This window comes from Streptomyces sp. NBC_00989, assembly GCF_045162655.1.
Lineage (GTDB): Bacteria > Actinomycetota > Actinomycetes > Streptomycetales > Streptomycetaceae > Streptomyces.
In genome coordinates this window covers 4,813,713-4,834,877 of the sequence record NZ_CP108728.1, presented here as the reverse complement: position 1 = coordinate 4,834,877, position 21,165 = coordinate 4,813,713, and the positions used below count along the sequence as shown (strand labels likewise).

Below are 21,165 nucleotides of genomic sequence, written 5' to 3'. Positions count from 1 at the left end.
CATCCCGCGTCACGGCTCTGTGACCGGAAAGGTCCAGAGGTGGCTGCGGTGGCGTCTGGCGCGATATGGATGGACGTATGAGCAGCAACGGGGGAGCCAGACGCGGGGCCGACGAGCCCACGAGTTTCGCTCTGCAACCGCCGAACCCGCAGATGGCCGTGCCCGCGCCGGTGCCGCACCCGAACAACCCGTACGCGACTCCCGCCCCGCCGCCGGACCCCGGCACCGGACGCCTCATAGCCGGTCGGTACCGGCTGCTGGGCAAGCTCGGGCATGGCGGTATGGGCACGGTGTGGCGTGCGAAGGACGAGACGGTGGACCGCGAGGTCGCCGTGAAGGAACCGCGCATCCCAGAACATCTTCCCGAACGCGAACGCGCCAACGCCTTCGAGAGGATGCGCCGCGAGGCGCGCGCGGCGGCACGGCTCGACCACCCGGCTGTCGTGAACGTGCACGATGTGGCCGTCGTCGACGGTCAGCCGTGGATCGTGATGGAGCTGGTGACCGGCCGCTCGCTGGGCGACGCGTTGCAGGAGGGCACCCTCGACGCGCGCGACGCGGCCCGGATCGGCCTCCAGGTGCTCGGCGCGCTGGAAGCGGCACACGCGGCGGGCGTCCTGCACCGTGACGTGAAGCCGGACAACGTCCTGCTGGGCCGGCACGACCGGGTCGTCCTGACCGACTTCGGCATCGCCCAGATCGAGGGCGAGACGAACCTGACCGACACCGGCGGTTTCGTCGGTTCGCCCGAATACATCGCGCCGGAACGGGTGTTGGGCCAGCGCCCCGGCCCCGCCTCCGACCTGTGGTCCCTCGGCGTGGTGCTGTACGCGGCGACGGAGGGCGTCTCGCCGTTCCGCCGCAGCAACACCCCCGCCACCCTCCAGTCGGTCCTCAACTCCGCGCCCGCACCGCCGACTTCGGCACCGGGCCCGCTCGCCGACCTCATCACCGGCCTCCTCGCCAAGGATGCGGCGAGCCGCCCGAACGCGGCCCAGGTGCGTGCCGTACTCGAATCGGTGGCGAACCCGCCCGCGCCGGCGCCCACCCAGGAGGTGCGGTACGTCGAACGCCCCGCAGACAAAGGCCGGTTGGGCCGCAAGACGTGGTTCGGGCTCGGTGCGGTGGTCGTCGCGGCGGCGGTGGCGGCGTACCTGGTGATCGCGAACCCGTTCGCCGGGCGACAGACCCTCCCGCACGACTGGCGGAAACACTACGAGGCCGATGTGGCCGCGACGCTCGCCGTGCCGGCCGATTACCGGCGCACCGTCCCCGACCGTGAGACGGACAAGGGCCACTGGGTCACGTACACCGACCTGAGCGGCAGCGTCTGGATCTTCCTGAACCTCGACAAGAAGTCCGAGGACGCCAACGGCTACATCAAGGACTCGGCGGCGGCCGAGATGTACCAGGACAACGGCGACTTCGTGGACAACGGCAGCGTCGACCTCGACATCAAGGAGGCCACGAAGACCGTCCCGGAGCCGTCCGCCACGTACGGGGGCAAGCCCGCGGCCGAGAACACGATCACGAGCACGTCCTACGGCAGCCAGAACCCCCTTCCCCGCGAGCTGAGGATCCTCTACTACAAGACCTCCGCCGGGGACATGTACAAGCTCACGATCAGCTACCCGGGCAAGGGCGACTTCACGGCCCGCGGCCGCGAGGTGGCGAAGACGGCGATCGCGAACCTGGCCGTCGACAAACCATGAGCAGCGGTACGGAGGCCGACCTCGCGGTGATGAGCGTGCGCGCGCTCGGCGACCGCGGTCTGCCGGCCGACATGGTCGACGTGTACGCAGCCCGCCGCCACTACTCCGCCGTCGAACTGGAGCAGTTGGGCCTCCGGGGCGACGCAACGGACTTCGACCTCGTCGGGCTGCGGGACCGGCTGGAGAGTGTCGTGTGGGTGAGCGACGAGGAGTTCGCGGCACACGGACTCGACGAGGCGGAGATCGCGGAACTGCGGCGGTGGGCCCTGGAGTGGGAGTCGGACCTGGGCCTGCGGCTCGCGGAGGAGTACGACGACGATCCGGACCCCGACCCCGACCCCGATCCGGATCCCGCGGGCGGATGACTACGAACTCCCCGCCGACACCCGGTACTTGCCCGGCGTCACCCCGAACTCCCTGCTGAACGCGTGCGACAGGGCATACGGACTGCCGTACCCCGTCTCCCGCGCCACCGCCGCCAGCGAGGCGTCCGTGTCGCGCAGCCGCGTCGCCGCCAACGTCAGCCGCCACCACGTCAGATACGCCATCGGTGCCCGCCCCACCAGCGCGGTGAACCGGCGGGCCAGCGTCGCCCGGGACACCCCGGCCGCCGCGGCCAGCCGGTCGTTGGTCCAGGCGGCGGCCGGGTCCGAGTGCAGGGCCCGTAGCGCGGCCGTCGTCACCGGATCGCTCAGCACCGACGGCCAACTGCCCGTCTCCGCCTCGGACATCCACGCCCGCACCATGTAGATCAGCAGCAGGTCGAGCAGACTCGGCAACGCCAGGCAGGCCCCCGGCCGCCGTTCGTCGAGCTCGTTCGCCAACAGGTCCACCGCCGAACGGAGTTCGGGGTGACGGCCGACCCGGTTCGCCAGATGGACCACCTCTGGCAGCTCCGCCATCAGCGGATGCGTTCGGCTCCGGTCCAGCCGGTACTTCCCGCACAGCAACTCGACCTCGCGCCCGTCCCCGGCCGGCCGCCGCATCTCCTCGAACGGCACTGCGCGCGCCACGTCACCGGGCGAGTCCGCCAGCACGTGTCCCGCCCCGTGCGGCAGCAGTACGACGTCCCCCGTGCCCAGCATCACCGGCTCACCGCCCGTGTCGGGCACCAGCCAGCAGCCACCCGCCAGCACGACATGGAACCCGGCACCCTCGTACGGCGCGAGCCGCGTGCACCAACTTCCGCCCACGCGGAGGCGGTTGGAGGAGGGCCGCCCGGTCCGCACGGCGGAGATCGCGTCGCTCACCACGTCCATGCGTCCAGGTTACGCCGGGGCAGCAGTGGTGAGCCGTCTGCGTATTGAAGTGAGGAATTTGAGCATTGAGGCATTCACTCGACCCTCTTTACGCTCATTTCCATGACCGAGGACAACGCAGGGACCCAGATGAACGACACACAGGCCTTCATGATCGGTGACGTCGAAGTCGCCCGAGTCGTCGAGTGGGCGCGGCCCTACGCCCCCGCCCGCACCCTCGTTCCGGACCTGCCACCCGGCGTCTGGCAGGACAACCGCGAGACGCTCGCCCCCGACCACTGGGACCCTGAGACCGGCCGTGCGGTCGTGGCGCTCCAGACCTGGGTGGTGCGCAGCGCCGGGCGGACCGTGCTCGTGGACACCGGGGTCGGCAACGGGCGGGAACGGCCCGGCAATCCGCTGTTCCACATGAGCCAGGGCGACCTCCCGGGACGGCTCGCGCGGGCCGGCGTACGGCCCGAGGAGGTCGACGTCGTCGTCAACACGCACATCCACGGCGACCACGTCGGCTGGAACACCCATGACGTGGACGGGAGTTGGGCGCCGATGTTCCCGAACGCGCAGTATCTCCTCCCCGCCGCCGACGACTTCCACTTCGGGCCCGAGAACAACTACGGCGGTGCGGTACGCCCCGACGACCGCCTGACCTACGAGGACAGCGTCGCGCCCGTGCACCGCGCCGGGCTGGCGACCCTGTGGGACGGCACGTACCGCGTCGACGAACAGCTCACGTTGGAGTCCACGCCGGGACATACCCCCGGTTCGTCCGTCCTCCGGGTCGCCTCCGGCGGTGAACGGGCCGTGTTCGTCGGGGACTTGCTGCACAGCCCCGTCCAGATTCAGCATCCGGAGTGCAGCAGCTGCTTCTGCCTCGATCCCCGGCAGGCCGCGAGGAGTCGGCGGCGCGTGCTCGAACGGGCCGCTGACGAAAGGGAGTTGGTGATTCCGGCGCACTTCGGCGGCACCGGTGTCGTGGAGGTGCGGCGGGTGGGCGACACGCTGGTGCTCGGGAAGTAGGGCGCGCGTCGACAAGGCCGTATCCGGCACGGTACTGATGGGGCATGAGCGAAGTCGGCGAACAGGTGCGCGACGGACGTCTGGTCGGCGGGCGCTACCGGCTGCTCGAACGGATCGGCTCCGGCGGCATGGGCACCGTATGGCGGGCCTACGACGAACTCGTGGACCGCGAAGTCGCCGTGAAACAGCCGCGGTTGCCCGGGGACCCGGAGGACGAGGAGTTCCAGCGCGCCGCCCACCGGCTCTACCGCGAGGCCCGCGCCGCCGCCCGGGTCGACCACCCCTCCGCCGTCGCCATCCACGATGTCGTCATCGAGGAAGAACTCCCGTGGATCGTCATGGAGTTGGTGCGCGGCGAGTCCCTGCACGAACTGCTCGGGCGTGGCCCCCTCGCCCCCGCCGACGCCGCCCGCATCGGCCTCGCGGTCCTCGGCGCCCTGTGCGCCGCGCACGCCGTGGGGATCGTGCACCGGGACGTGAAACCCGCCAACGTCCTGCTGGGCCCGCACGACCGCGTCGTCCTCACCGACTTCGGCATCGCGCACATCCAGGGCGAGGAATCCCTCACCGCCAGCGGGGAGTTCGTGGGTTCGCTCGAATTCATCGCCCCCGAGCGCATGTCCGGCACGGGTGCGGGCCCGGCCTCCGACCTCTGGTCCCTGGGTGTCCTCCTGTACGCGGCCGTCGAAGGCGCATCTCCCTTTCGTCGTACGACTGTTGAGTCCACCCTCGGCGCGATCCTCGCAGGGGAACCACCCGAGCCGACCCGGGCGGGGCCCCTCGGGCCGTTGATCCTGCGGCTGTTGGAGCGGGAACCGGAGGCGCGGCCGGGGGCGGAGGAGGTCGGCGCGGTACTGGACGCGGTGGCCGCGGGGAAGGACGTACCGGAGCCGCCGATCACCGTCCAGGACGCGCAGCCCAGCGAGGAGCCCGAGGTCGCCGCCGCCGTCGTCTCCGACGCCGTACCGGAGCCGGAGCCGGAGCCGGAATCCGAACCCAAGCCCAAGTCCCGCCCCCGACGCGCCCTTCTCATCACCCTCGGCGTACTCCTGCTGGCCGGTCTGGTCTTCGGTACCGTCGTCGACGGCCTCCTGGACCGGGACAGCACCAAGAGCGCCCCTTGGACCGCCCACCCGGAGAAGGAACTGTCCGCCGTCCTCTCCCTTCCGTCCCAGTCCAAGCGGCTCGACGCGCAGACGGGATCCGGCAGCCGTACCGTCACCTACGGCACCGGCACCCTCCGCGTCCGCCTCACCGAGTGGGACCCGGCCGCCGGCTCGCCGCTCACCGAAGCGCACTCCCTGGGCAAGGGCACGTCCCACCCGCAGTACACCCGCACCAGCTTCCGGGGAAACAAGGACGCCGTCCTCGCGGACACGGTCTACGACCAGTCGGGCATTCCGACCCGCATCATGGCCCTGATCATCCGCACCGCGGATCACCGCATGTACGAACTGCGCGTGGACATGCCCAAGGGCACCCCGGACGAGAAGAAGGGCACCGCCCTCTTCAAAGGCGCCCGTGACCGGCTCAGGCTCACGGAAAAGTGATTCTGTGGTGATCCGGCGGTGATCATCCCCGTACAACGCCCTGATCAGCGCGTTCGTTGCCAGTGATCACTGGCGTGATGTGAGTAGTGCGTGAATCCCGATTACCGACGGGTACCCAAACCTCCCGTCGCGGCATACCCTGCCGCACATGACGGACTCGCAGGCCCCGGAAAAGACCGGTACGGAAACGACGACCGGCACGAACCCCCTCGCGCCGGCCCCCACAGGCGCCCGTACCGCCGCCGATGTGGTCACCCCGGAGCTGATCGCCCAGCTCACGAAGGGTGTGGTCGGCTCCGGCCGGACCGCCAACCACTCGCCGTTCACCGGTGAGAAGCTCGCCGATCTGCCCGAGTCCACACCCGAGGACGTGGCGAAGGCCTTCGACGCGGCCCGCGCCGCCCAGGCCCTGTGGGCGCAGACGCCGGTACGGCAGCGCGCGGCGGTGCTGCTCCGCTTCCACGACCTCGTCCTCGCCCGGCAGGCCGAGGTCCTCGACCTGATCCAGCTGGAGACCGGCAAGGCGCGGCTGCACGCGCACGAGGAGGTGCAGGCCGTCGCCGTCGCGGCCCGCCACTACGGCCGCAAGGCCCCCGCCTACCTCAAGCCGAAGCGGCACACCGGCGCCGTCCCGACCCTCACCAAGGTCACCGAACTTCGGCACCCGCGCGGGGTGGTTGGCCAGATCGCCCCCTGGAACTACCCGCTCGAACTCTCCGTCGGCGACGCGCTCCCGGCCTTCGCCGCGGGCAACGCGGTCGTGATGAAGCCGGACACGGAGACCTGCCTGACCGCCCTCTGGGCCCGCGACCTCCTCATCGAGGCGGGTCTGCCGGCCGAGGTCTTCCAGGTCGTCCTCGGCGAGGGCCCGGTCGTCGGCCCCGAGGTCGTCAAGCACGCCGACTACGTCTCCTTCACCGGCTCCACCCGCACCGGCCGCGAGGTCGCGCAGGCCGCCGCCGCCCGCCTGATCGGCGTCTCCCTCGAACTCGGCGGCAAGAACGCCATGGTGGTCCTGGAGGACGCCGACATCGACAAGGCGGCGGCGGGCGCGATCCGCGCCTGCTTCTCCTCCGCCGGCCAACTCTGCGTCTCCATCGAGCGGTTGTACGTCCACGAGTCGATCGCCGACACCTTCCTGGAGCGCTTCGCCGCGCGCACGAAGGCGATGCGCCTCGGCACGTCCCTCGCGTACGGCGCGGACATGGGATCGCTCGCGGGGGAGCGGCAGTTGGAGTCGGTGACCCGCCATGTGGAGGAGGCGGTCGCCAAGGGCGCCAAGCTCGTGGCCGGTGGCGTCGCCCGCCCGGACATCGGCCCGTACTTCTTCGAGCCCACCATCCTCGACGGCGTCGAGGCCCCCATGGCCGTCTGCGCCGAGGAGACCTTCGGCCCGGTCGTCTCCATCTACCGCTTCAAGACGGAGGACGAGGTGGTGGAGGAGGCCAACTCCACGCCGTACGGCCTCAATTCCTCGGTCTGGACGAAGAACGGCAGCCGGGGCCGCGCGATCGCCGCGCGCCTCCGCACCGGCACGGTCAACGTCAACGAGGGCTACGCCTCCGCCTACGGCAGCGTCCAGTCCCCGATGGGCGGCATGAAGGACTCCGGCCTCGGACGCCGCCACGGCTCCGAGGGCATCCTCAAGTACACGGAGGCCCAGACGGTCGCGCAGCAGCGGTTGTTGCCGATGGCCCCGTCACTGGGAATGACCGACGAGGCGTACGCGCAGTTCATGAGCAGGAGTCTCCGGGTGATGAAGGCATTCCGGCTGAGGTAGTCACCCCAGGGGCGCGGGGCCGTATCGACATGCGGCTCCGCCGCGTGAGCGCGACCAGCCACACACGACCCGCAGCGAATCTCAATGAGGAGAACACGTTGTCGCAAGATGCCTACGACTATGACGTCCTCGTCGTCGGTTCCGGCTTCGGTGGTTCAGTAACCGCCCTCCGCCTGACCGAAAAGGGCTACAGCGTCGGCGTGTTGGAAGCGGGCCGCCGCTTCACCCCGTCGACGCTCCCCAAGAACTCCTGGGACCTCAAGAACTACCTCTGGGCCCCCAAGCTCAACATGTACGGCATCCAGCGCATCCACCTGCTGGGCAACGTCATGGTCCTGGCCGGCGCAGGCGTGGGCGGCGGCTCCCTCAACTACGCCAACACCCTCTACGTCCCGCCGAAGCCGTTCTTCGAGGACCTCCAGTGGCGTGAAATCACCGACTGGGAAGAGGAGTTGAGCCCGTACTACGACCAGGCCCGCCGCATGCTCGGCGTACGCCTCAACCCGACGATGACCCCGTCCGACGTCCACCTGAAGGCCGCGGCCCAGCGGATGGGCGTCGGCGACACCTTCCACATGGCCCCCGTCGGCGTCTTCTTCGGCGACGGCAAGGACGCCGAGGGCACCACGAAGGCGCGCCCCGGCGAACAGGTCACCGACCCGTACTTCGGCGGCGCGGGCCCGGACCGCAAGGCCTGCACCGAGTGCGGCGAGTGCATGACGGGCTGCCGGCACGGCGCCAAGAACACCCTGAACGAGAACTACCTCTACCTCGCCGAGAAGGCGGGCGCGGTGGTCCACCCGATGACGACGGTCGTGTCGGTCACCGACGACTCGCAGGGCGGCTACGCGATCGCCACCCTGCCGACCGACGCGCGCCGCAAGTCGGAGGGGAAGACCTTCAAGGCCCGCCGAGTCGTCCTCGCGGCCGGCACCTACGGCACGCAGACCCTCCTGCACCGCATGAAGACGGGCGGGCAACTGCCGTACCTCTCCGAGAAGTTGGGCGAGCTGACCCGCACCAACTCGGAGGCGCTGGTCGGCGCGCAGACGAACAACCGCCGCTACCGCAAGGCGACCGGCACCCGGCAGGTCGACTTCACGCGCGGAGTCGCCATCACGTCCTCGATCCACCCCGACGAGAACACCCACATCGAACCGGTCCGCTACGGCAAGGGATCCAACTCGATGGGCGGCCTCTCCATCCTCCAAGTCCCGTACGCCGAGGGCTCGTCGAGGGCGCTGGGCTGGCTGGCGAACGCGGCCAGGCACCCCCTCCTGGTCCTCCGCTCGCTCTCCAACCGCCGCTGGTCGGAGCGGACCATCATCGGCCTGGTGATGCAGTCGCTGGACAACTCCCTGACGACGTACCTGAAACCGGACGGCGTCGGCAAAGGCCTGCTGACGGCACGTCAGGGACATGGGGCCCCCAACCCCAAGCAGATCAGGGCGGCTTCGGAGGGCGCGGCGGCGATCGCCGCCGAGATCAACGGCTTCGCGGGCTCGAACGTCGGCGAACTCATGGGCACCCCGCTCACCGCCCACTTCCTCGGCGGCTGCCCCATCGGCGCCTCCCGCGAGACCGGCGTGATCGACCCGTACCACCGCCTCTACGGCCACGCGGGTATCTCGGTCGTCGACGGCTCGGCGGTCTCGGCGAACCTCGGCGTCAACCCGTCCCTCACCATCACGGCACAGGCCGAGCGCGCGATGTCGTACTGGCCCAACAAGGGCGAGCCGGACCCGCGCCCCGAGCAGGGGCTGTCGTACGAACGCCTGAAGCCGGTGGAACCGCACCGGCCGGCGGTCCCGGAGGACGCGTTCGGCGCACTGAAGCTGCCGTTCCTGGGGATGCCGACGGTGCCGCCGAAGCCGTAGGCGACGACCTGAAGTCGTGGACGACGGCCCGGAGTTGCAGGCGGCGGCTCGAAGGCGTAGGCGACGGCCCGAAGGCGTAGGCGACAAGCGGCACTTGTGGCAGCAGCCGGTAAAGCAGAAGGACCTGCGCCCCCCTCCGAGCGCAGGTCCTTCCTTGTGCGGCGAGCTGCGTGTTACGCGCTCGCCCCGCTCTTGCGCCGGCGCACCATGACCACCGCGCCGACACCCGCGACGACGGCCGCGCCGCCCACGAGGCCGATCACCGGGAGTGCCGAACTGGAGCCGGTCTCGGCGAGGTTGCCGGTCGGGAGGTCGGAGATCTCGCCCTGCGGCTTCTTCACCGAGGTGTCCTTGCCGCCGTCGCCCGGGGTGGCGGTGCCCGGGTCGGTGTTCGAGGAACCGGCCTTCAGGACCTGGAAGTCGTACTCGGCCCAGCCCGCGGCGATGCAGTCCTGGCCCTTGACGTTGTCGAGGTAGGCGCCCGCGCCGAAGGAGTAGGCGTCACCGGCCGGGGCCTTCGCGCTGATGCTGACGCGCAGGTCGACGCTCTCGCTCTTCCCGGACTTCAGGGAGTCGACGTAGAAGAAGTAGTCGCCGGCCCACTCGTCGTCGCCGATGCGGTCCCAGGTGCCGGACTCGGGGTTCTTGAACTCCAGGTCCACGTACGGGCTCAGGAACTTCGACTCGTCGAACTCGTAGTTCTCGACCTCGGCGTAGAAGGCGACTTCCTTGACCGTGGTCTTCGACTTGTTGGTGACGGTCAGCTTGAAGTTGTGGAAGCCGTCGCCCGCGACGATCTTGCCCGGCAGGCCCTTGAGGTCCGCGGACAGCTTGGCGTCGGAGAAGTCCTCGTCCAGGTCCTCGCAGAACGGCACGTCCGGGTCGGTCGGCCCGTCGCTCGGCTCGGCCGAGGTGGAGGGCGTGGCCGACGTGGACGGGCTGTTGCTCGCCGAGGGGGTGGACGAGTCGCTCGGCGAGGTGCTGCTGGTGGGCGACGTGGAGTCGGACGGCGTCGCCGAGACCGTGTCCGACGGCGACGTGGACGGCGAATCGCTCACGCTCGGGCTCCCCGACGGCGACTCCTCCGCGAACGCGGCCGGCGCGGACAGCAGGGCGAGCGGAGTGATGACGGCCGTCGCGGCCGCCGCGGCCATGGCACGGCGAAGCTTCATGAAGTCCTCGGGAGGTCCGGTGCGCTGCGGCAGCGCAGCACGCTGGTCGGAGGGCTCCGCGTGTGGGGCGCGGGTGTGGCCCTTGGTTATGCACGTGAGACCCGGGAAACCTGTGAACGGTTGTGCCCACTCTCACCGGATTCTTATGTGGGCTGTGTCACACCCAAGTTCTTCTTGTGAACAGGCTTTCGGAACGTCTAGAACTTGGGGACGTGTCTGACAAGCCTGCCGAGGAACCGTCCTCGCACCCGGAGATCCCCGACGATGTCTGGGAACAGTTCGCCCGCGACACGGAACGCGACATCCGCGCGTCCGCCCCCAAGGAACCGTCCGCCCGCGCCCGTGAGGTGTCCGAGCGCCTGAAGAAGAACAAGGGCGCGGAGCCCGAGGGTTGGCGGACCGGCCCCGCCTGGCAGGAGATGAACGGGCGGGCCCGGCGCAGGCGCCGCGTGTGGGCCGTCCTCGGCCTCCCGCTCGCGATAGCCGTCGCCGTGGTCGCGATGAAACCGTCGCTCATCCCCGGCGACCCCTTCGGCGGTACGGCGGAATCGGACTCCGCCGAAGCCTCCCCGCTCGCGCCGGAGACCGCGGCCCCGACCGCCGCGCCCTCCGCCGTGGACCCCGAAACCCCCACCCTGGACCGGCCGTTCGCCGGTTCACCCGCGCTGAACTGGGCGGACGGCGCGGCCGGTATCGACCTGCCACAGGCGAAGGCGGTGGGCGTGTTCTCGAAGAGCCAGGTCCAACTCGCCCTGAAACAGGCCGAGAAGCTCCTCGTCGACGCCAACCTCGACCCGAAGACGACCGCCGGGGCCCGCCCGACCGCCGCGCTCGCGGTGCTGGACCCGAAGCAACCCGGCATGATCGCCGACTTGAACACGTCCCTGAACACCCCGACCAAGGCCCACGACCCCCTGATGATGTTCAGCCGCTTCGACCCCAAGGGTGTACGGCTCGTCGGCGACGTCGTGAAGACCCGCGGCCGGATCGCCTTCAAGAAGGGCGAGCACTCCGGCGTCCTGATCCACGCCGACTACACCTTCGTCTACCCCGTCGTCCGCACCGACGGCTCCACCGAGGTCACCCGCACCATCGTCCGCCGCGTGCTCGACCTCCAACTCCTCGACCCCGCCCGCTACCAGGTCACCCCCGGCCGGCTCAGCGTCGTCCGCTACGACGCGGACTTCGGCAACAGCGCCTGCGAGGTCTACGACGGCTTCTTCCACCCCGACTTCCCCTCGGCCGAGCCCACGGGAGCCGCACCGTCCGGCCCGACGACGGACCCGTACGACCGGAGCAAGGACATCGGCGAGGGCGGGGACGAGGCGTGCGGGACGGTGTCACGCACCTGATGCCCACGATGCCCACCAACTGAACTGACGCTCCGTAGTTGGTAGTTGGCAGTTGGTGGCTGGCAATCGGCAGTCGACGGACAAGCGAAGGGCCCCGCGGGACGGAGCCGCGGGGCCCTTCTCCGTCAGCACCGACGTCAGGGCAGCGCCGGTGCCTGGGGAGCGGCGCCGGGGGGTTGCGCCGCTTGTCTCAAGTGCCCTGGGTCGGCGCCCCGGCGCACACGGGGCGCACGCTTGGTCTCGACCTTTGGCAGGGGGACTGTGCACTGCAATGCGGTTGTCTGCTCTGGGACTTGGGGCTCGGGGGGAGCCTCGGGCCTTCTACGCATCGTGCTGGATGGACGCGGCCTCCGCAACCGTTCGATCCGGCTTTGTGCATTTTTGCAGTTTCCGCCGGGCGGCCCCGGGCGTCCCCGGAGCCGACCGTTCTCTTGGGTGACCGGGCTGCTGTCCCCTGCCGTCCGGTCACGACCCTGGAGCGAGGTCCCACGACGCACGGCACGATCCGTACGTCTCATCGCCCCAGCCGAGCCACGCGTGGTTCTTTCGGGCCCGCCCCTGGCTGGCGCGGACACCACCCCAACGAAGCGGTTCGCGAGGCGGTCACGCGCCGTACGGGTGAGAGCGGGCCCGAACTCAGATACGACCGACTTCGGATACGACCGGCCTCGGACACGACCGGCCTCAGATGCGCCCCCGGGACATTTCGAGCAACGTCATGGCGAGGGAGGTACCGGGCTTGCCGAGCGCGGCGCTGTAGTGACTGAGGATCTCGTTCTCCCGGGTCAGGCTCACCCGCCGCCCACCGGAGGCGATCCGCGCCTCCTGGACGACGGCGGACACGGCGACCCGTTCCTGGATCAGACCGATGATCCGGTCGTCGAGCGCGTCGATGCGCTCCCGGGCGTCGGTGATCGTCTGCTCGGTCGTGGTGCTGGTCATGCGGGGCTCCTTGTCGGATGCGGACGCGGTACCCCGAGGCGACAGACCCGGGAGAACGACAGGCGCCCCGGGCCTTGTCGGCCCGGGGCGCCTGGAAAGTCGCTCGTCAGTAACTCAAGCAGCTCGACCATGGCAGCCGGCGGGCCGGTTGCCATAGGTAAAGAGGAAGGTCGGGTGCGTGAGCATGGGGCCGAGTATGGCACAGGGTTCTTCGAGGGCACTTGCCGGCACCGATCGAGCTGACCGGGACGGGCGGGGCGGGGTGGGTGTTTACGGCACCTAGTGAAGTCGCCCGAGACGGGTGGTGGGTGGGCACAGGCCCGGGGGCCTGGGGGCGGAGCCCCCAGGGACGACCAGGTGTCCCACCCGAGCCCCGTTAGAATCGGTCCCCAGACCCCCGCCCCACCGCCGGAAGGCCACGCCCCCGTGTCAGCAGCGACCCCCGCCCCCGACACCGTCCTGGTCGTCGACTTCGGCGCGCAGTACGCCCAGCTCATCGCCCGCCGCGTCCGCGAGGCCCGGGTCTACAGCGAGATCGTGCCGAGCACCATGCCGGTCGCGGAGATGCTCGCCAAGAACCCCGCGGCGATCATCCTCTCCGGCGGCCCCTCGTCCGTGTACGCGGAGGGCGCCCCCCGCCTGGACCGCGCCCTCTTCGACGCCGGCGTCCCCGTCTTCGGCATGTGCTACGGCTTCCAGCTGATGGCCACGACCCTCGGCGGCACCGTCGACAACACGGGCGCCCGCGAGTACGGCCGTACGGAACTGCACGTCTCCAGGTCGTCCTCCACCCTCTTCGAGGGCACCCCGGGCGAGCAGTCGGTGTGGATGTCGCACGGCGACGCCTGCTCCGCCGCCCCCGAGGGCTTCACGGTCACCGCGTCCACGGACGTCGTCCCGGTCGCCGCCTTCGAGAACGACGAGAAGAAGCTCTACGGCGTCCAGTACCACCCCGAGGTCATGCACTCCACGCACGGCCAGCAGGTCCTGGAGCACTTCCTGTACCGCGGCGCGGGCCTCACCCCGAACTGGACGACCGGCAACGTCATCGACGAGCAGGTCGCCCTCATCCGCGAGCAGGTCGGCGACAAGCGCGCCATCTGCGGCCTGTCCGGCGGTGTCGACTCCGCAGTGGCGGCCGCGCTCGTCGCTCGTGCCATCGGCGACCAGTTGACCTGCGTCTACGTCGACCACGGTCTGATGCGCAAGGGCGAGACCGAGCAGGTCGAGAAGGACTTCGTGGCCGCGACCGGCGTCAAGCTCGTCGTTGTAGACGCGGAGGAGCGCTTCCTCACCGCGCTCGCCGGGGTCTCCGACCCGGAGCAGAAGCGGAAGATCATCGGGCGCGAGTTCATCCGCGTCTTCGAGCAGGCGCAGGCCGAGATCATCGCGGACGCGGGCCCCGAGGTCGCGTTCCTGGTGCAGGGCACGCTCTACCCGGACGTCGTCGAGTCCGGCGGCGGCACCGGCACGGCCAACATCAAGTCCCACCACAACGTGGGCGGGCTGCCCGAGGACCTCGAGTTCCAGCTGATCGAGCCGCTGCGCAAGCTGTTCAAGGACGAGGTCCGGATGGTCGGCCAGGAACTCGGCCTGCCGGACGAGATCGTCCAGCGCCAGCCCTTCCCCGGCCCCGGCCTCGGCATCCGGATCGTCGGCGAGGTCACCAAGGACCGCCTCGACCTGCTCCGCGAGGCTGACGCGATCGCCCGCGAGGAACTGACCGCGGCCGGCCTCGACCGCGACATCTGGCAGTGCCCGGTGGTCCTCCTCGCGGACGTCCGCAGCGTCGGCGTCCAGGGCGACGGCCGCACCTACGGCCACCCGATCGTCCTGCGCCCGGTCTCCTCCGAGGACGCCATGACGGCCGACTGGTCGCGCCTGCCGTACGACGTCCTCGCGAAGATCTCCACCCGCATCACGAACGAGGTCGCCGACGTCAACCGAGTGGTCCTCGACATCACGTCGAAGCCGCCGGGCACGATCGAGTGGGAGTAAGCCTTTCCTGAGGCTCAGGTCCGCTTGAGGGTGCGCACCGGCGCCCCAGGCGTCCAGATCTGGACGACCAGATACTTCTCGTCCTCGACGTAGGTCCGCACGACCTCCGTCACCTCGGTGCGGAAGAGGTGGAACGGCTCCGGCGGTTCCACCTCTTTGCTGTACGCCCCCTTCACCCCGGCATCCGTCACCTCCACCGCCCGCCCGCCGACCCGCACATCCCCGCCGCCCATCTCCGTGCCCGCCCCCGGGTTCGCCTGTAGCGCGAACCGCGGATCGCGCCGCAGATCCAGCGCCTTGAGCGAGTCGGGCATCATCCCGAGCCACAACTCCCCGTCCAGGAACCGCACTTCGATCCCGCTCGTCCGCGGCGACCCGTCCTTGCGCAGCGTCGCGAGGATGTGATGCCTGCTGTGCTCTGCGGGGGGCACCCCCGCACCCCCGCCACCGAAGCGCTCCTCCACGGTCGCGGCGAGTTCGGGTTCCGCGGCGACGAATACCGCCCAGTTCGCAGTCATACGACCACTGTCCCGCCGATACCCGACACCCACTGTCCGGATTCGGGAAGGACTCAGGACGGACTCGGGAGGGACTCGGTCGGGACTCGGGACGGACCCAGAAAGCCCTCGGAAGGCACCCGGCCACGCTTGGTGCCGCATCTTTACAGAACACCACTGCCCTTTTCGCCTCACCGACGGTAACTTCCGCCGGTAACAGAAACCCAGTGCTGGAGGACCGATGCACGGGCCGACGCCGCCCTCCCCCCTGCCCACCGACAGGCTGCGGTTCGCCATGCCGCCGATGCACGAGTCGGTCGAGGACGAACGCCGGCACCGCAAGGAACGGCTCGCGGGCGCCCTGCGCCTGTTCGGCCGGTACGGCTTCGAGGACGGGGTCTCCGGGCACATCACCGCCCGCGACCCCGAGTTCAGCGACTGCTTCTGGGTCAACCCCTTCGGGATGCCCTTCCGGCACGTCACCGTGAGCGATCTGGTGCTGGCCAACTCGGAAGGCCAGGTCCTCCAGGGCCGCCACCACGTCAACCAGGCCGCGTTCACCGTGCACTCCCAGGTCCACGCCGCCCGCCCGGACGTCGTCGCGGTCGCCCACTGCCACTCCGTGCACGGCCGCGCGCTCTCCGCCCTCGGCGACTTCCTCGACCCGATCAGCCAGGAGAGCTGCGCCTTCTACGAGGACCACGCGCTCTACGACGCCTACAGCGGTGTCTCCGTCGACGCCGAGGAGGGTAAGCGGATCGCCGCCGGACTGGGCTCGCGCAAGGCGCTCGTGCTGCGCAACCACGGACTGCTCACTGTCGGCGACTCGGTGGACGCGGCGGCCTGGTGGTTCCTGTCCATGGAACGCTCCTGCCAGGTCCAGCTCCTCGCCAAGGCGGCCGGCCGTCCCCTCCTCATCGACCACAAACTCGCCGTCGCCACCCGCGAACAGACCGGCGGCGACCTCGTCGCGTGGATCAACTACCAGCCCCTGTGGCAGGACATCAGCCGCAGCGAACCGGACCTCCTCAGCTGAGGCCCCTATCTGAAACCCCGCAGTACCGCCGCCTTGGTCATCGTGAACTCCTCGTCCGTGAGCACCCCTTCCCGGTGCAGCTCGCCCAACTCCCGCAGCCTGCGCAGGAGTACGTCGTGATGGTCGGCCGGGGGCGGGACGGTGGCCGCCCGTCGGGGCTGATCCGCGAACTCGCCGTTGTCGCGCTCGTGTTCCCGGGCCGACGGGTGCGGCAGCCGAGCCGTCACCGCCGTCGCGACCAGCGCGGTGAGCAGATCGCGGCGGGTGCTGCCCCACAGGTCGAGGGCGTACGGGTCCTTCTCCGGCGGCAGTTTGGAGAACACCGTCTCGCGGGTCACGAACCGCATGAACCCGTCCTCGTAACCGGAGTTGGGCAGCCACTCCACCTGGACCAGGTCGCCCACGGCGACGATGCGCGGCCCGGTGGCACGCTTGACGCGCTCCGAGGTGTCGGCCCAGTCGATGCGCACCTGGGCGCCGTCGAACGACACCGTGCCGTCGGACGACCGCACCGAGACCGGGACCGGCGGGCCCGGCAACAGGTAGGCCTTGGTGGGGTCCTTGGGGATCTGGTCGAGGAGCAGTCCGTGCCGGATCTCCTCCGCCACGTACTCGGCGACCCCGGACCGGTCGATGTCCACGATCAGCCGGTACGGATCCGCCGCGTCCGGCAGCCGTCCGCCGGTCGCCTGGAGCAGCGGGTCGGCGCCCTCGCGCAGCCTCAGGCGCAGCCGGCCACGCTTGCGTTCGGGTTCGTAGACGACGCCCGCGACGGCTTCGAGGGGCACGGCGATCTCCCCGTACGTCTGCCGGAACAGCGGCACGGAGCGGTGAAGTCCCGGCGTGATACGGACCGTTGTGCCGTCGAAGGCCCAGGTCCCGTCGCGCTGGATGATCTCGGCCATAGGGAAATTCTCGCAGCCGGGTCAACACGGCGGCGATCGCTTCACCCGCCCTGACCAGACCTGCCGGACGCGGGCCGTGTCCCGTAGGGCACAATCCGCTGTTGTCGTGCGGGAGTTGCAAGGCGGTGGCCAAAGGCTTCGGAGCCGGCCGCCGAACGTGAGGGCCCGGGGTCGCGGGCCGAGGGGCATGGGGAAGGCAGGCGTCGAGCGTGGCGGTGCAGGAGGCGAGACAGGGCGGCGAGCACGTCGGTGCGCACGGAGGCGGCTGCGCCTGCGGGGACTGCCCGCACGGAGCACGCGAGGGGCATCGGCGCGCGGTCGCCGCGTTCCTCGTCAAGCGGGACGGTTTCGCGGCCGGCGAGGGGCTGCCGGCGGCGGTGGCGCACTCGGTGTCCGCCTCCCGGCAGTGGGTCTCGGACGAACTGACCCAGTCCGCCGACGACGTCGCCGAACGCGGCCGCGCCGAGGGCGGCGCCTGGCTGGCCCGCCTGTGGCACCGCACGGCCTTCGCGGTGTGGAGCGCCTTCGTCGTGCTGCTCCTGGTGCAGGCGCTCACCGCGATCGGCGCGGGCTGGACGGCGGCCCGCACGGCCGGACTGCTGGCCGCGCTCGTCGTCGCCGGTGCGGTGACGGCGGCCTCCTGGTTCCACCGGGCGCGCGGCGGGGCGCTGGCCCCGGTCATCGGTGAGGACAACCGGCTGTCGACCTCCCGCGCCGTGGCCGTGTCCTGGGTGCTGCTCGTGGCGTACGCCGTGCTGGTCCTGGCCGGGCGCCTCGCCGCCGCCTCCGACCACGCCGAACGCGACGCGCTCATCTCCGGCCTCGAACTCGCCCGTGGCGCCGGTGTGGTGACCGTCCTCGCCGTGGTCTGCGCGATCGCCGTACTCGTCCGCCGGGTCGTCGGCCTGCGTGTGCTGGGCCAGCGCCTCCAGAAGCTCCCCGCCGACCGCCCCCGCGCGGCCGACCTCCTGACCGACGACGCGGGCCGCGGCACCTTCGCCGACATCCAGTACGTCGCGATCAGCGCCGTGGCCCTCGTCTTCGTCGCCGTGCGCCTCGCCCGCCGCCCCGACCAACTGCCCGACCTGCCCTGGGGGTTGGCGGTGGTCGTGCTGATCTCGGCCGCGACGTACCTGGCCGGCAAGTACGCCGAGGGCGGCCGCCCGGTCATCCTCTCGGTGGTGCGTTCCCGTGAGGCGGGTGACCTCGACGCCCCCATCCGCACCGGCGACGACATCGAGATCCGCGGTGCGGGCTTCGTCCCCCCGGGCGCCCAGACCGCCGACCGCCTCTCCCGCATGGTCGTCCGCATCGGCCCGGTCAACGTCCACGTCCCCCTGGTCCCGGTCACCGGCGGCTTCTCCAACCCCACGGACACCCTCCTGACCGTCCCCGTCCCGGTCGACGTCGAGCCCGGACGCGTGGAGGTACAGGTGGTGACCGCGGCGGGCGTGGAGACGAACGCCTGCTTCGTCGACGTCACGGACTGACGCCCTCGACGGGCCGGCCACCGCACGAGTCGTGCCAAGGTCGCAAAAACTGGCTGAAGCATGATTGAGCGGGTCCCCCTATTCGTACGTATGGTCTGTTGAGGGGTCACGGCACAGCGGGCGAGAGGCGGCTAAGGGCGATGACTCACAGCACTCGGATGGATACGCAAACCCCGTACCTCGACGGCGACCGGAACTGGCGGGACACCGCCACCCGATACGCCCTGCTCCCACTGCGCGTCTTCCTCGGCGTCACCTTCATCTACGCGGGCCTGGACAAACTCACCGACAGTGCCTTCATGAAGTCCTCCGGCGCCGGCTCGATCGGCGAGACGATGCGCGCGGTCCGCGACTCGTCGGCGATCCCGGCCCTGGTCGACCTGTCCCTGAAGAGCCCCGTCGGCTTCGGCTACGCCATCGCCTTCGGTGAACTCGCCGTCGGCATCGGCACCCTGATCGGCCTGCTGGCCCGCCTCGCCGCACTCGGCGGCGCACTGATCTCGCTCAGCCTGTGGCTGACCATCAGCTGGGCCAACGACCCGTACTACTACGGCAACGACCTCGCCTACCTGATGGCCTGGCTGCCCCTCGTCCTCGCGGGCGCCTCCGTGTTCTCCCTGGACGCGGCGATTCGCGGGAGGCGAAGGCAACGGGCGGGAGGCTACCGGTAGTTCCCGAGGCGGGAGCCACCAGTGGTGAAGCCGCAGATCGTGAAGCCACGGGTGGCGAAACCGGTGGTGGAGCCACGGGTGGTGGAGCCACAGGTGATGGAGTCGCCGGGTCCTTTCCGGGTCGGCCGTCGGTTCGGTCCGTCCGGGCGGGCCCTCGGTCGGGCCCGCCCGTAGACGATCTTCAGCCGGATATGTCCGGACCGGGGTCGGCCGTGTTCCTGCGGCCGGCCCTTCGGCGTCTGCGGATCGCGCCGTTGATGCCCGCCACCACGCCGGCCAGGACCAGACCGAACGTGACCAGCGGGATCACCGCGAACCACTCGGTCACCCACAGCCCGCCCGCGTCCCCGGCGTAGACCACGCCGGCGGCGGCGAGGAAGAGACCGGCGACCAGCTTCCCGGGCTGGAACTCATGACGCAGCACGGCTGACCTCCGCCTGTCCGACGCCGACCTGGAGGTCCAGGTCCAGCGTGCCGACGCTCTTGACGCCCGTCGCCGGGGTCAGGGTGACCTGCTGGTGCTTGCCCGGCTCCACGTCCACGTCCTTCTTGTCGTCACCGGGCAACTGGATGTCCCCGACGCCCACGTCCGCACTCAGCCGCACCGTCACGTCCGCCGGCACGATCACCTTCAGCTGCCCGACGCCCACCTCGGCGTCCGTCGCGACCGTCTGGCCCTTGGTCAGCCGTAGCCGGGTCAGGTCGAGTGTGCCCACCCCGTTCCCCAGGTCGTACTTCTTCTGTACGTCCGCCACCGCCGCGGGCTGCCAGGTGAGGTGTTCCCAGTGGGTGGTGAGGTCCTTGGGCAGGGCCGCAGAGGCGGCGAGCAGACCGGCCGTGACGATCGCGAGGAACACCGACCCCGCCCCCGTACGCCCGAGGAACGCGCTGACCGCGATGCCCAGGCCGAAGACGACGAGCGCGCAGGCCAGGCCCGCTTGGAGGCTGGTGCCGAGCGCCTGGTCGTCCCACTTCGCGGCCGTGCCGAGCGCCCCGGCGAACAGCGCGAGCAGGAACACCCAGCCGCCGATCCAGCGCGGGCCGCGCGTCTTCGTGGGCGCGGGGCGCGGGACCCGCTGATCCTCGCGCCAGTGCGGGTACGAGGGGTCGAGGCTGATGTGGATCGCGTCCGCGATGTCACGGTCGCGGGAGTCGCCCGGGCCCCACAGATAACCGGTGCCACCGACGTGTGTGCCGTCCTTGACGATCGGATCACGCCACCAGGAGGGGTAGGCGGCGGCCACCGGCGGAGCCTGGGCCTCCGGCGGGGCATCGGCGACGGCCTGCGCCGCGAGCGGGTCGGGGTCGGGGGCGCCGCGCTGCTGCGACCAGTACCCCGCGCCCGCCAGCAGGAGGGAGAGGACGACGGCGAAGGTGAGCACGCTGGCGTTGTTCAGCATCGACAGGAACACACCGCAGCCGACCAGCGCGAACAGCACGGCCGCCAGCGCCTGGCCGTCCACGCGGCCGGTGAAGAGCTTGCGGACCTCGTTCTCCTCCTCGTCGTCGGACGGGACGAAGAGCCAGGCGAAGCCGTAGAAGATGAGGCCGATGCCGCCCGTCGCCGAGAGCACGGCGAGCGTGATCCGGAAGATCACCGGGTCCATGTCGCACTGCCGCCCGAGTCCCGCGCACACCCCCGCGAGCACCTTGGACCGCCGGTCCCGCCGGAACCGGTGCGGTGCCGCGGTCGCGGTGCCGCCGCCGGGCACGGCACCCGGCGAAGAGGCGGCACCCACGCCGGGCACGGCGTCCTGCGGCCCGCCGCCCGCTCGCGGACGTGGGCCGGAGCCGGGTCCGGGACCCGTCGCGGCGCGCTCGTGATCTGTCATGCGTCCATGCTGCCCGCCGCGAGCCGCCGATGGCAGTCGGGACGACCCTGGCCGAACCCTGAAATCGGCCCTGAC

18 protein-coding genes are annotated in these 21,165 nt (G+C 70.7%); 11 read left to right on the top strand and 7 right to left on the bottom strand.

Translation table 11 applies throughout. The features are described 5' to 3' along the window. Nucleotides 1–77: 77 nt before the first annotated feature. Nucleotides 78–1,712 carry a serine/threonine-protein kinase gene (locus OG714_RS20930; protein ID WP_406123080.1) on the top strand — a complete coding sequence of 545 codons (1,635 nt, stop codon included), beginning with the start codon at nucleotides 78–80 and terminating at the stop codon, nucleotides 1,710–1,712. After that, complete coding sequence (locus OG714_RS20925; protein ID WP_406123078.1) at nucleotides 1,709–2,077, top strand: hypothetical protein; 369 nt, start codon at nucleotides 1,709–1,711, stop codon at nucleotides 2,075–2,077. Before OG714_RS20930 ends, OG714_RS20925 begins: the two co-directional genes overlap by 4 nt. On the opposite strand, the gene OG714_RS20920 is transcribed toward OG714_RS20925, so the two are convergent. Beyond that, entirely contained in the window at nucleotides 2,078–2,971 is an 894-nt protein-coding gene (locus tag OG714_RS20920) for an AraC family transcriptional regulator (protein WP_406123076.1), read from the bottom strand. It lies immediately after the preceding gene. 102 nt (nucleotides 2,972–3,073) lie between these two features. On the opposite strand from OG714_RS20920, the gene OG714_RS20915 reads away from it, so the two are divergent. The 4 genes from OG714_RS20915 (at nucleotide 3,074) to OG714_RS20900 (ending at nucleotide 9,195) form a co-directional block, all read left to right on the top strand. Then, nucleotides 3,074–3,988 (top strand): MBL fold metallo-hydrolase, encoded by a 915-nt coding sequence (locus OG714_RS20915; protein ID WP_406123074.1) that lies wholly within the window; start codon nucleotides 3,074–3,076, stop codon nucleotides 3,986–3,988. A gap of 44 nt (nucleotides 3,989–4,032) precedes the next feature. Next, nucleotides 4,033–5,538 carry a serine/threonine-protein kinase gene (locus OG714_RS20910; RefSeq protein ID WP_406123072.1) on the top strand — a complete coding sequence of 502 codons (1,506 nt, stop codon included), beginning with the start codon at nucleotides 4,033–4,035 and terminating at the stop codon, nucleotides 5,536–5,538. A 148-nt stretch (nucleotides 5,539–5,686) separates the two neighbouring features. Further along, on the top strand, nucleotides 5,687–7,318 hold the full coding sequence (locus tag OG714_RS20905) for a succinic semialdehyde dehydrogenase (protein WP_406123070.1): 1,632 nt from the start codon (nucleotides 5,687–5,689) through the stop codon (nucleotides 7,316–7,318). Nucleotides 7,319–7,416: 98 nt separating this feature from the next. Further along, nucleotides 7,417–9,195, top strand: a complete 1,779-nt coding sequence (locus OG714_RS20900; protein ID WP_406123068.1) for a GMC oxidoreductase — start codon at nucleotides 7,417–7,419, stop codon at nucleotides 9,193–9,195. 173 nt (nucleotides 9,196–9,368) lie between these two features. Here OG714_RS20900 and OG714_RS20895 read toward each other — a convergent pair whose 3' ends face one another. Next, complete coding sequence (locus tag OG714_RS20895) at nucleotides 9,369–10,367, bottom strand: LAETG motif-containing sortase-dependent surface protein (protein WP_406123066.1); 999 nt, start codon at nucleotides 10,365–10,367, stop codon at nucleotides 9,369–9,371. A gap of 212 nt (nucleotides 10,368–10,579) precedes the next feature. Between OG714_RS20895 and OG714_RS20890 the strand changes: the two genes are divergently transcribed. Further along, on the top strand, nucleotides 10,580–11,719 hold the full coding sequence (locus OG714_RS20890) for a hypothetical protein (protein WP_406123064.1): 1,140 nt from the start codon (nucleotides 10,580–10,582) through the stop codon (nucleotides 11,717–11,719). A gap of 684 nt (nucleotides 11,720–12,403) precedes the next feature. On the opposite strand, the gene OG714_RS20885 is transcribed toward OG714_RS20890, so the two are convergent. Continuing rightward, nucleotides 12,404–12,661 (bottom strand): chorismate mutase, encoded by a 258-nt coding sequence (locus OG714_RS20885; RefSeq protein ID WP_406123062.1) that lies wholly within the window; start codon nucleotides 12,659–12,661, stop codon nucleotides 12,404–12,406. A gap of 426 nt (nucleotides 12,662–13,087) precedes the next feature. On the opposite strand from OG714_RS20885, the gene guaA reads away from it, so the two are divergent. Next, nucleotides 13,088–14,659, top strand: a complete 1,572-nt coding sequence (gene guaA / locus OG714_RS20880) for a glutamine-hydrolyzing GMP synthase (protein ID WP_406123060.1) — start codon at nucleotides 13,088–13,090, stop codon at nucleotides 14,657–14,659. Nucleotides 14,660–14,673: 14 nt separating this feature from the next. Here the strand turns inward: guaA and OG714_RS20875 are convergent, their stop codons facing one another. Continuing rightward, nucleotides 14,674–15,177: a pyridoxamine 5'-phosphate oxidase family protein gene (locus OG714_RS20875; protein ID WP_406123057.1), complete on the bottom strand. Its 504-nt coding sequence runs from the start codon at nucleotides 15,175–15,177 to the stop codon at nucleotides 14,674–14,676. 220 nt (nucleotides 15,178–15,397) lie between these two features. Here OG714_RS20875 and OG714_RS20870 point away from each other — a divergent pair, with 220 nt between their 5' ends. Further along, entirely contained in the window at nucleotides 15,398–16,192 is a 795-nt protein-coding gene (locus tag OG714_RS20870) for a class II aldolase/adducin family protein (protein ID WP_406123055.1), read from the top strand. 5 nt (nucleotides 16,193–16,197) lie between these two features. Here OG714_RS20870 and OG714_RS20865 read toward each other — a convergent pair whose 3' ends face one another. Continuing rightward, complete coding sequence (locus OG714_RS20865; RefSeq protein WP_406123053.1) at nucleotides 16,198–17,097, bottom strand: DUF4429 domain-containing protein; 900 nt, start codon at nucleotides 17,095–17,097, stop codon at nucleotides 16,198–16,200. 209 nt (nucleotides 17,098–17,306) lie between these two features. Here OG714_RS20865 and OG714_RS20860 point away from each other — a divergent pair, with 209 nt between their 5' ends. Both OG714_RS20860 and OG714_RS20855 read left to right on the top strand, forming a co-directional pair. Next, nucleotides 17,307–18,587 carry a hypothetical protein gene (locus OG714_RS20860; protein WP_406123051.1) on the top strand — a complete coding sequence of 427 codons (1,281 nt, stop codon included), beginning with the start codon at nucleotides 17,307–17,309 and terminating at the stop codon, nucleotides 18,585–18,587. A 140-nt stretch (nucleotides 18,588–18,727) separates the two neighbouring features. Continuing rightward, on the top strand, nucleotides 18,728–19,258 hold the full coding sequence (locus OG714_RS20855; RefSeq protein WP_406123049.1) for a DoxX family protein: 531 nt from the start codon (nucleotides 18,728–18,730) through the stop codon (nucleotides 19,256–19,258). 181 nt (nucleotides 19,259–19,439) lie between these two features. Here the strand turns inward: OG714_RS20855 and OG714_RS20850 are convergent, their stop codons facing one another. Continuing rightward, entirely contained in the window at nucleotides 19,440–19,682 is a 243-nt protein-coding gene (locus tag OG714_RS20850; RefSeq protein WP_406123047.1) for a hypothetical protein, read from the bottom strand. Beyond that, nucleotides 19,669–21,090, bottom strand: coding sequence for a PspC domain-containing protein (locus OG714_RS20845; RefSeq protein WP_406123045.1), 1,422 nt, complete (start codon nucleotides 21,088–21,090; stop codon nucleotides 19,669–19,671). Before OG714_RS20845 ends, OG714_RS20850 begins: the two co-directional genes overlap by 14 nt. Nucleotides 21,091–21,165: the final 75 nt, after the last annotated feature.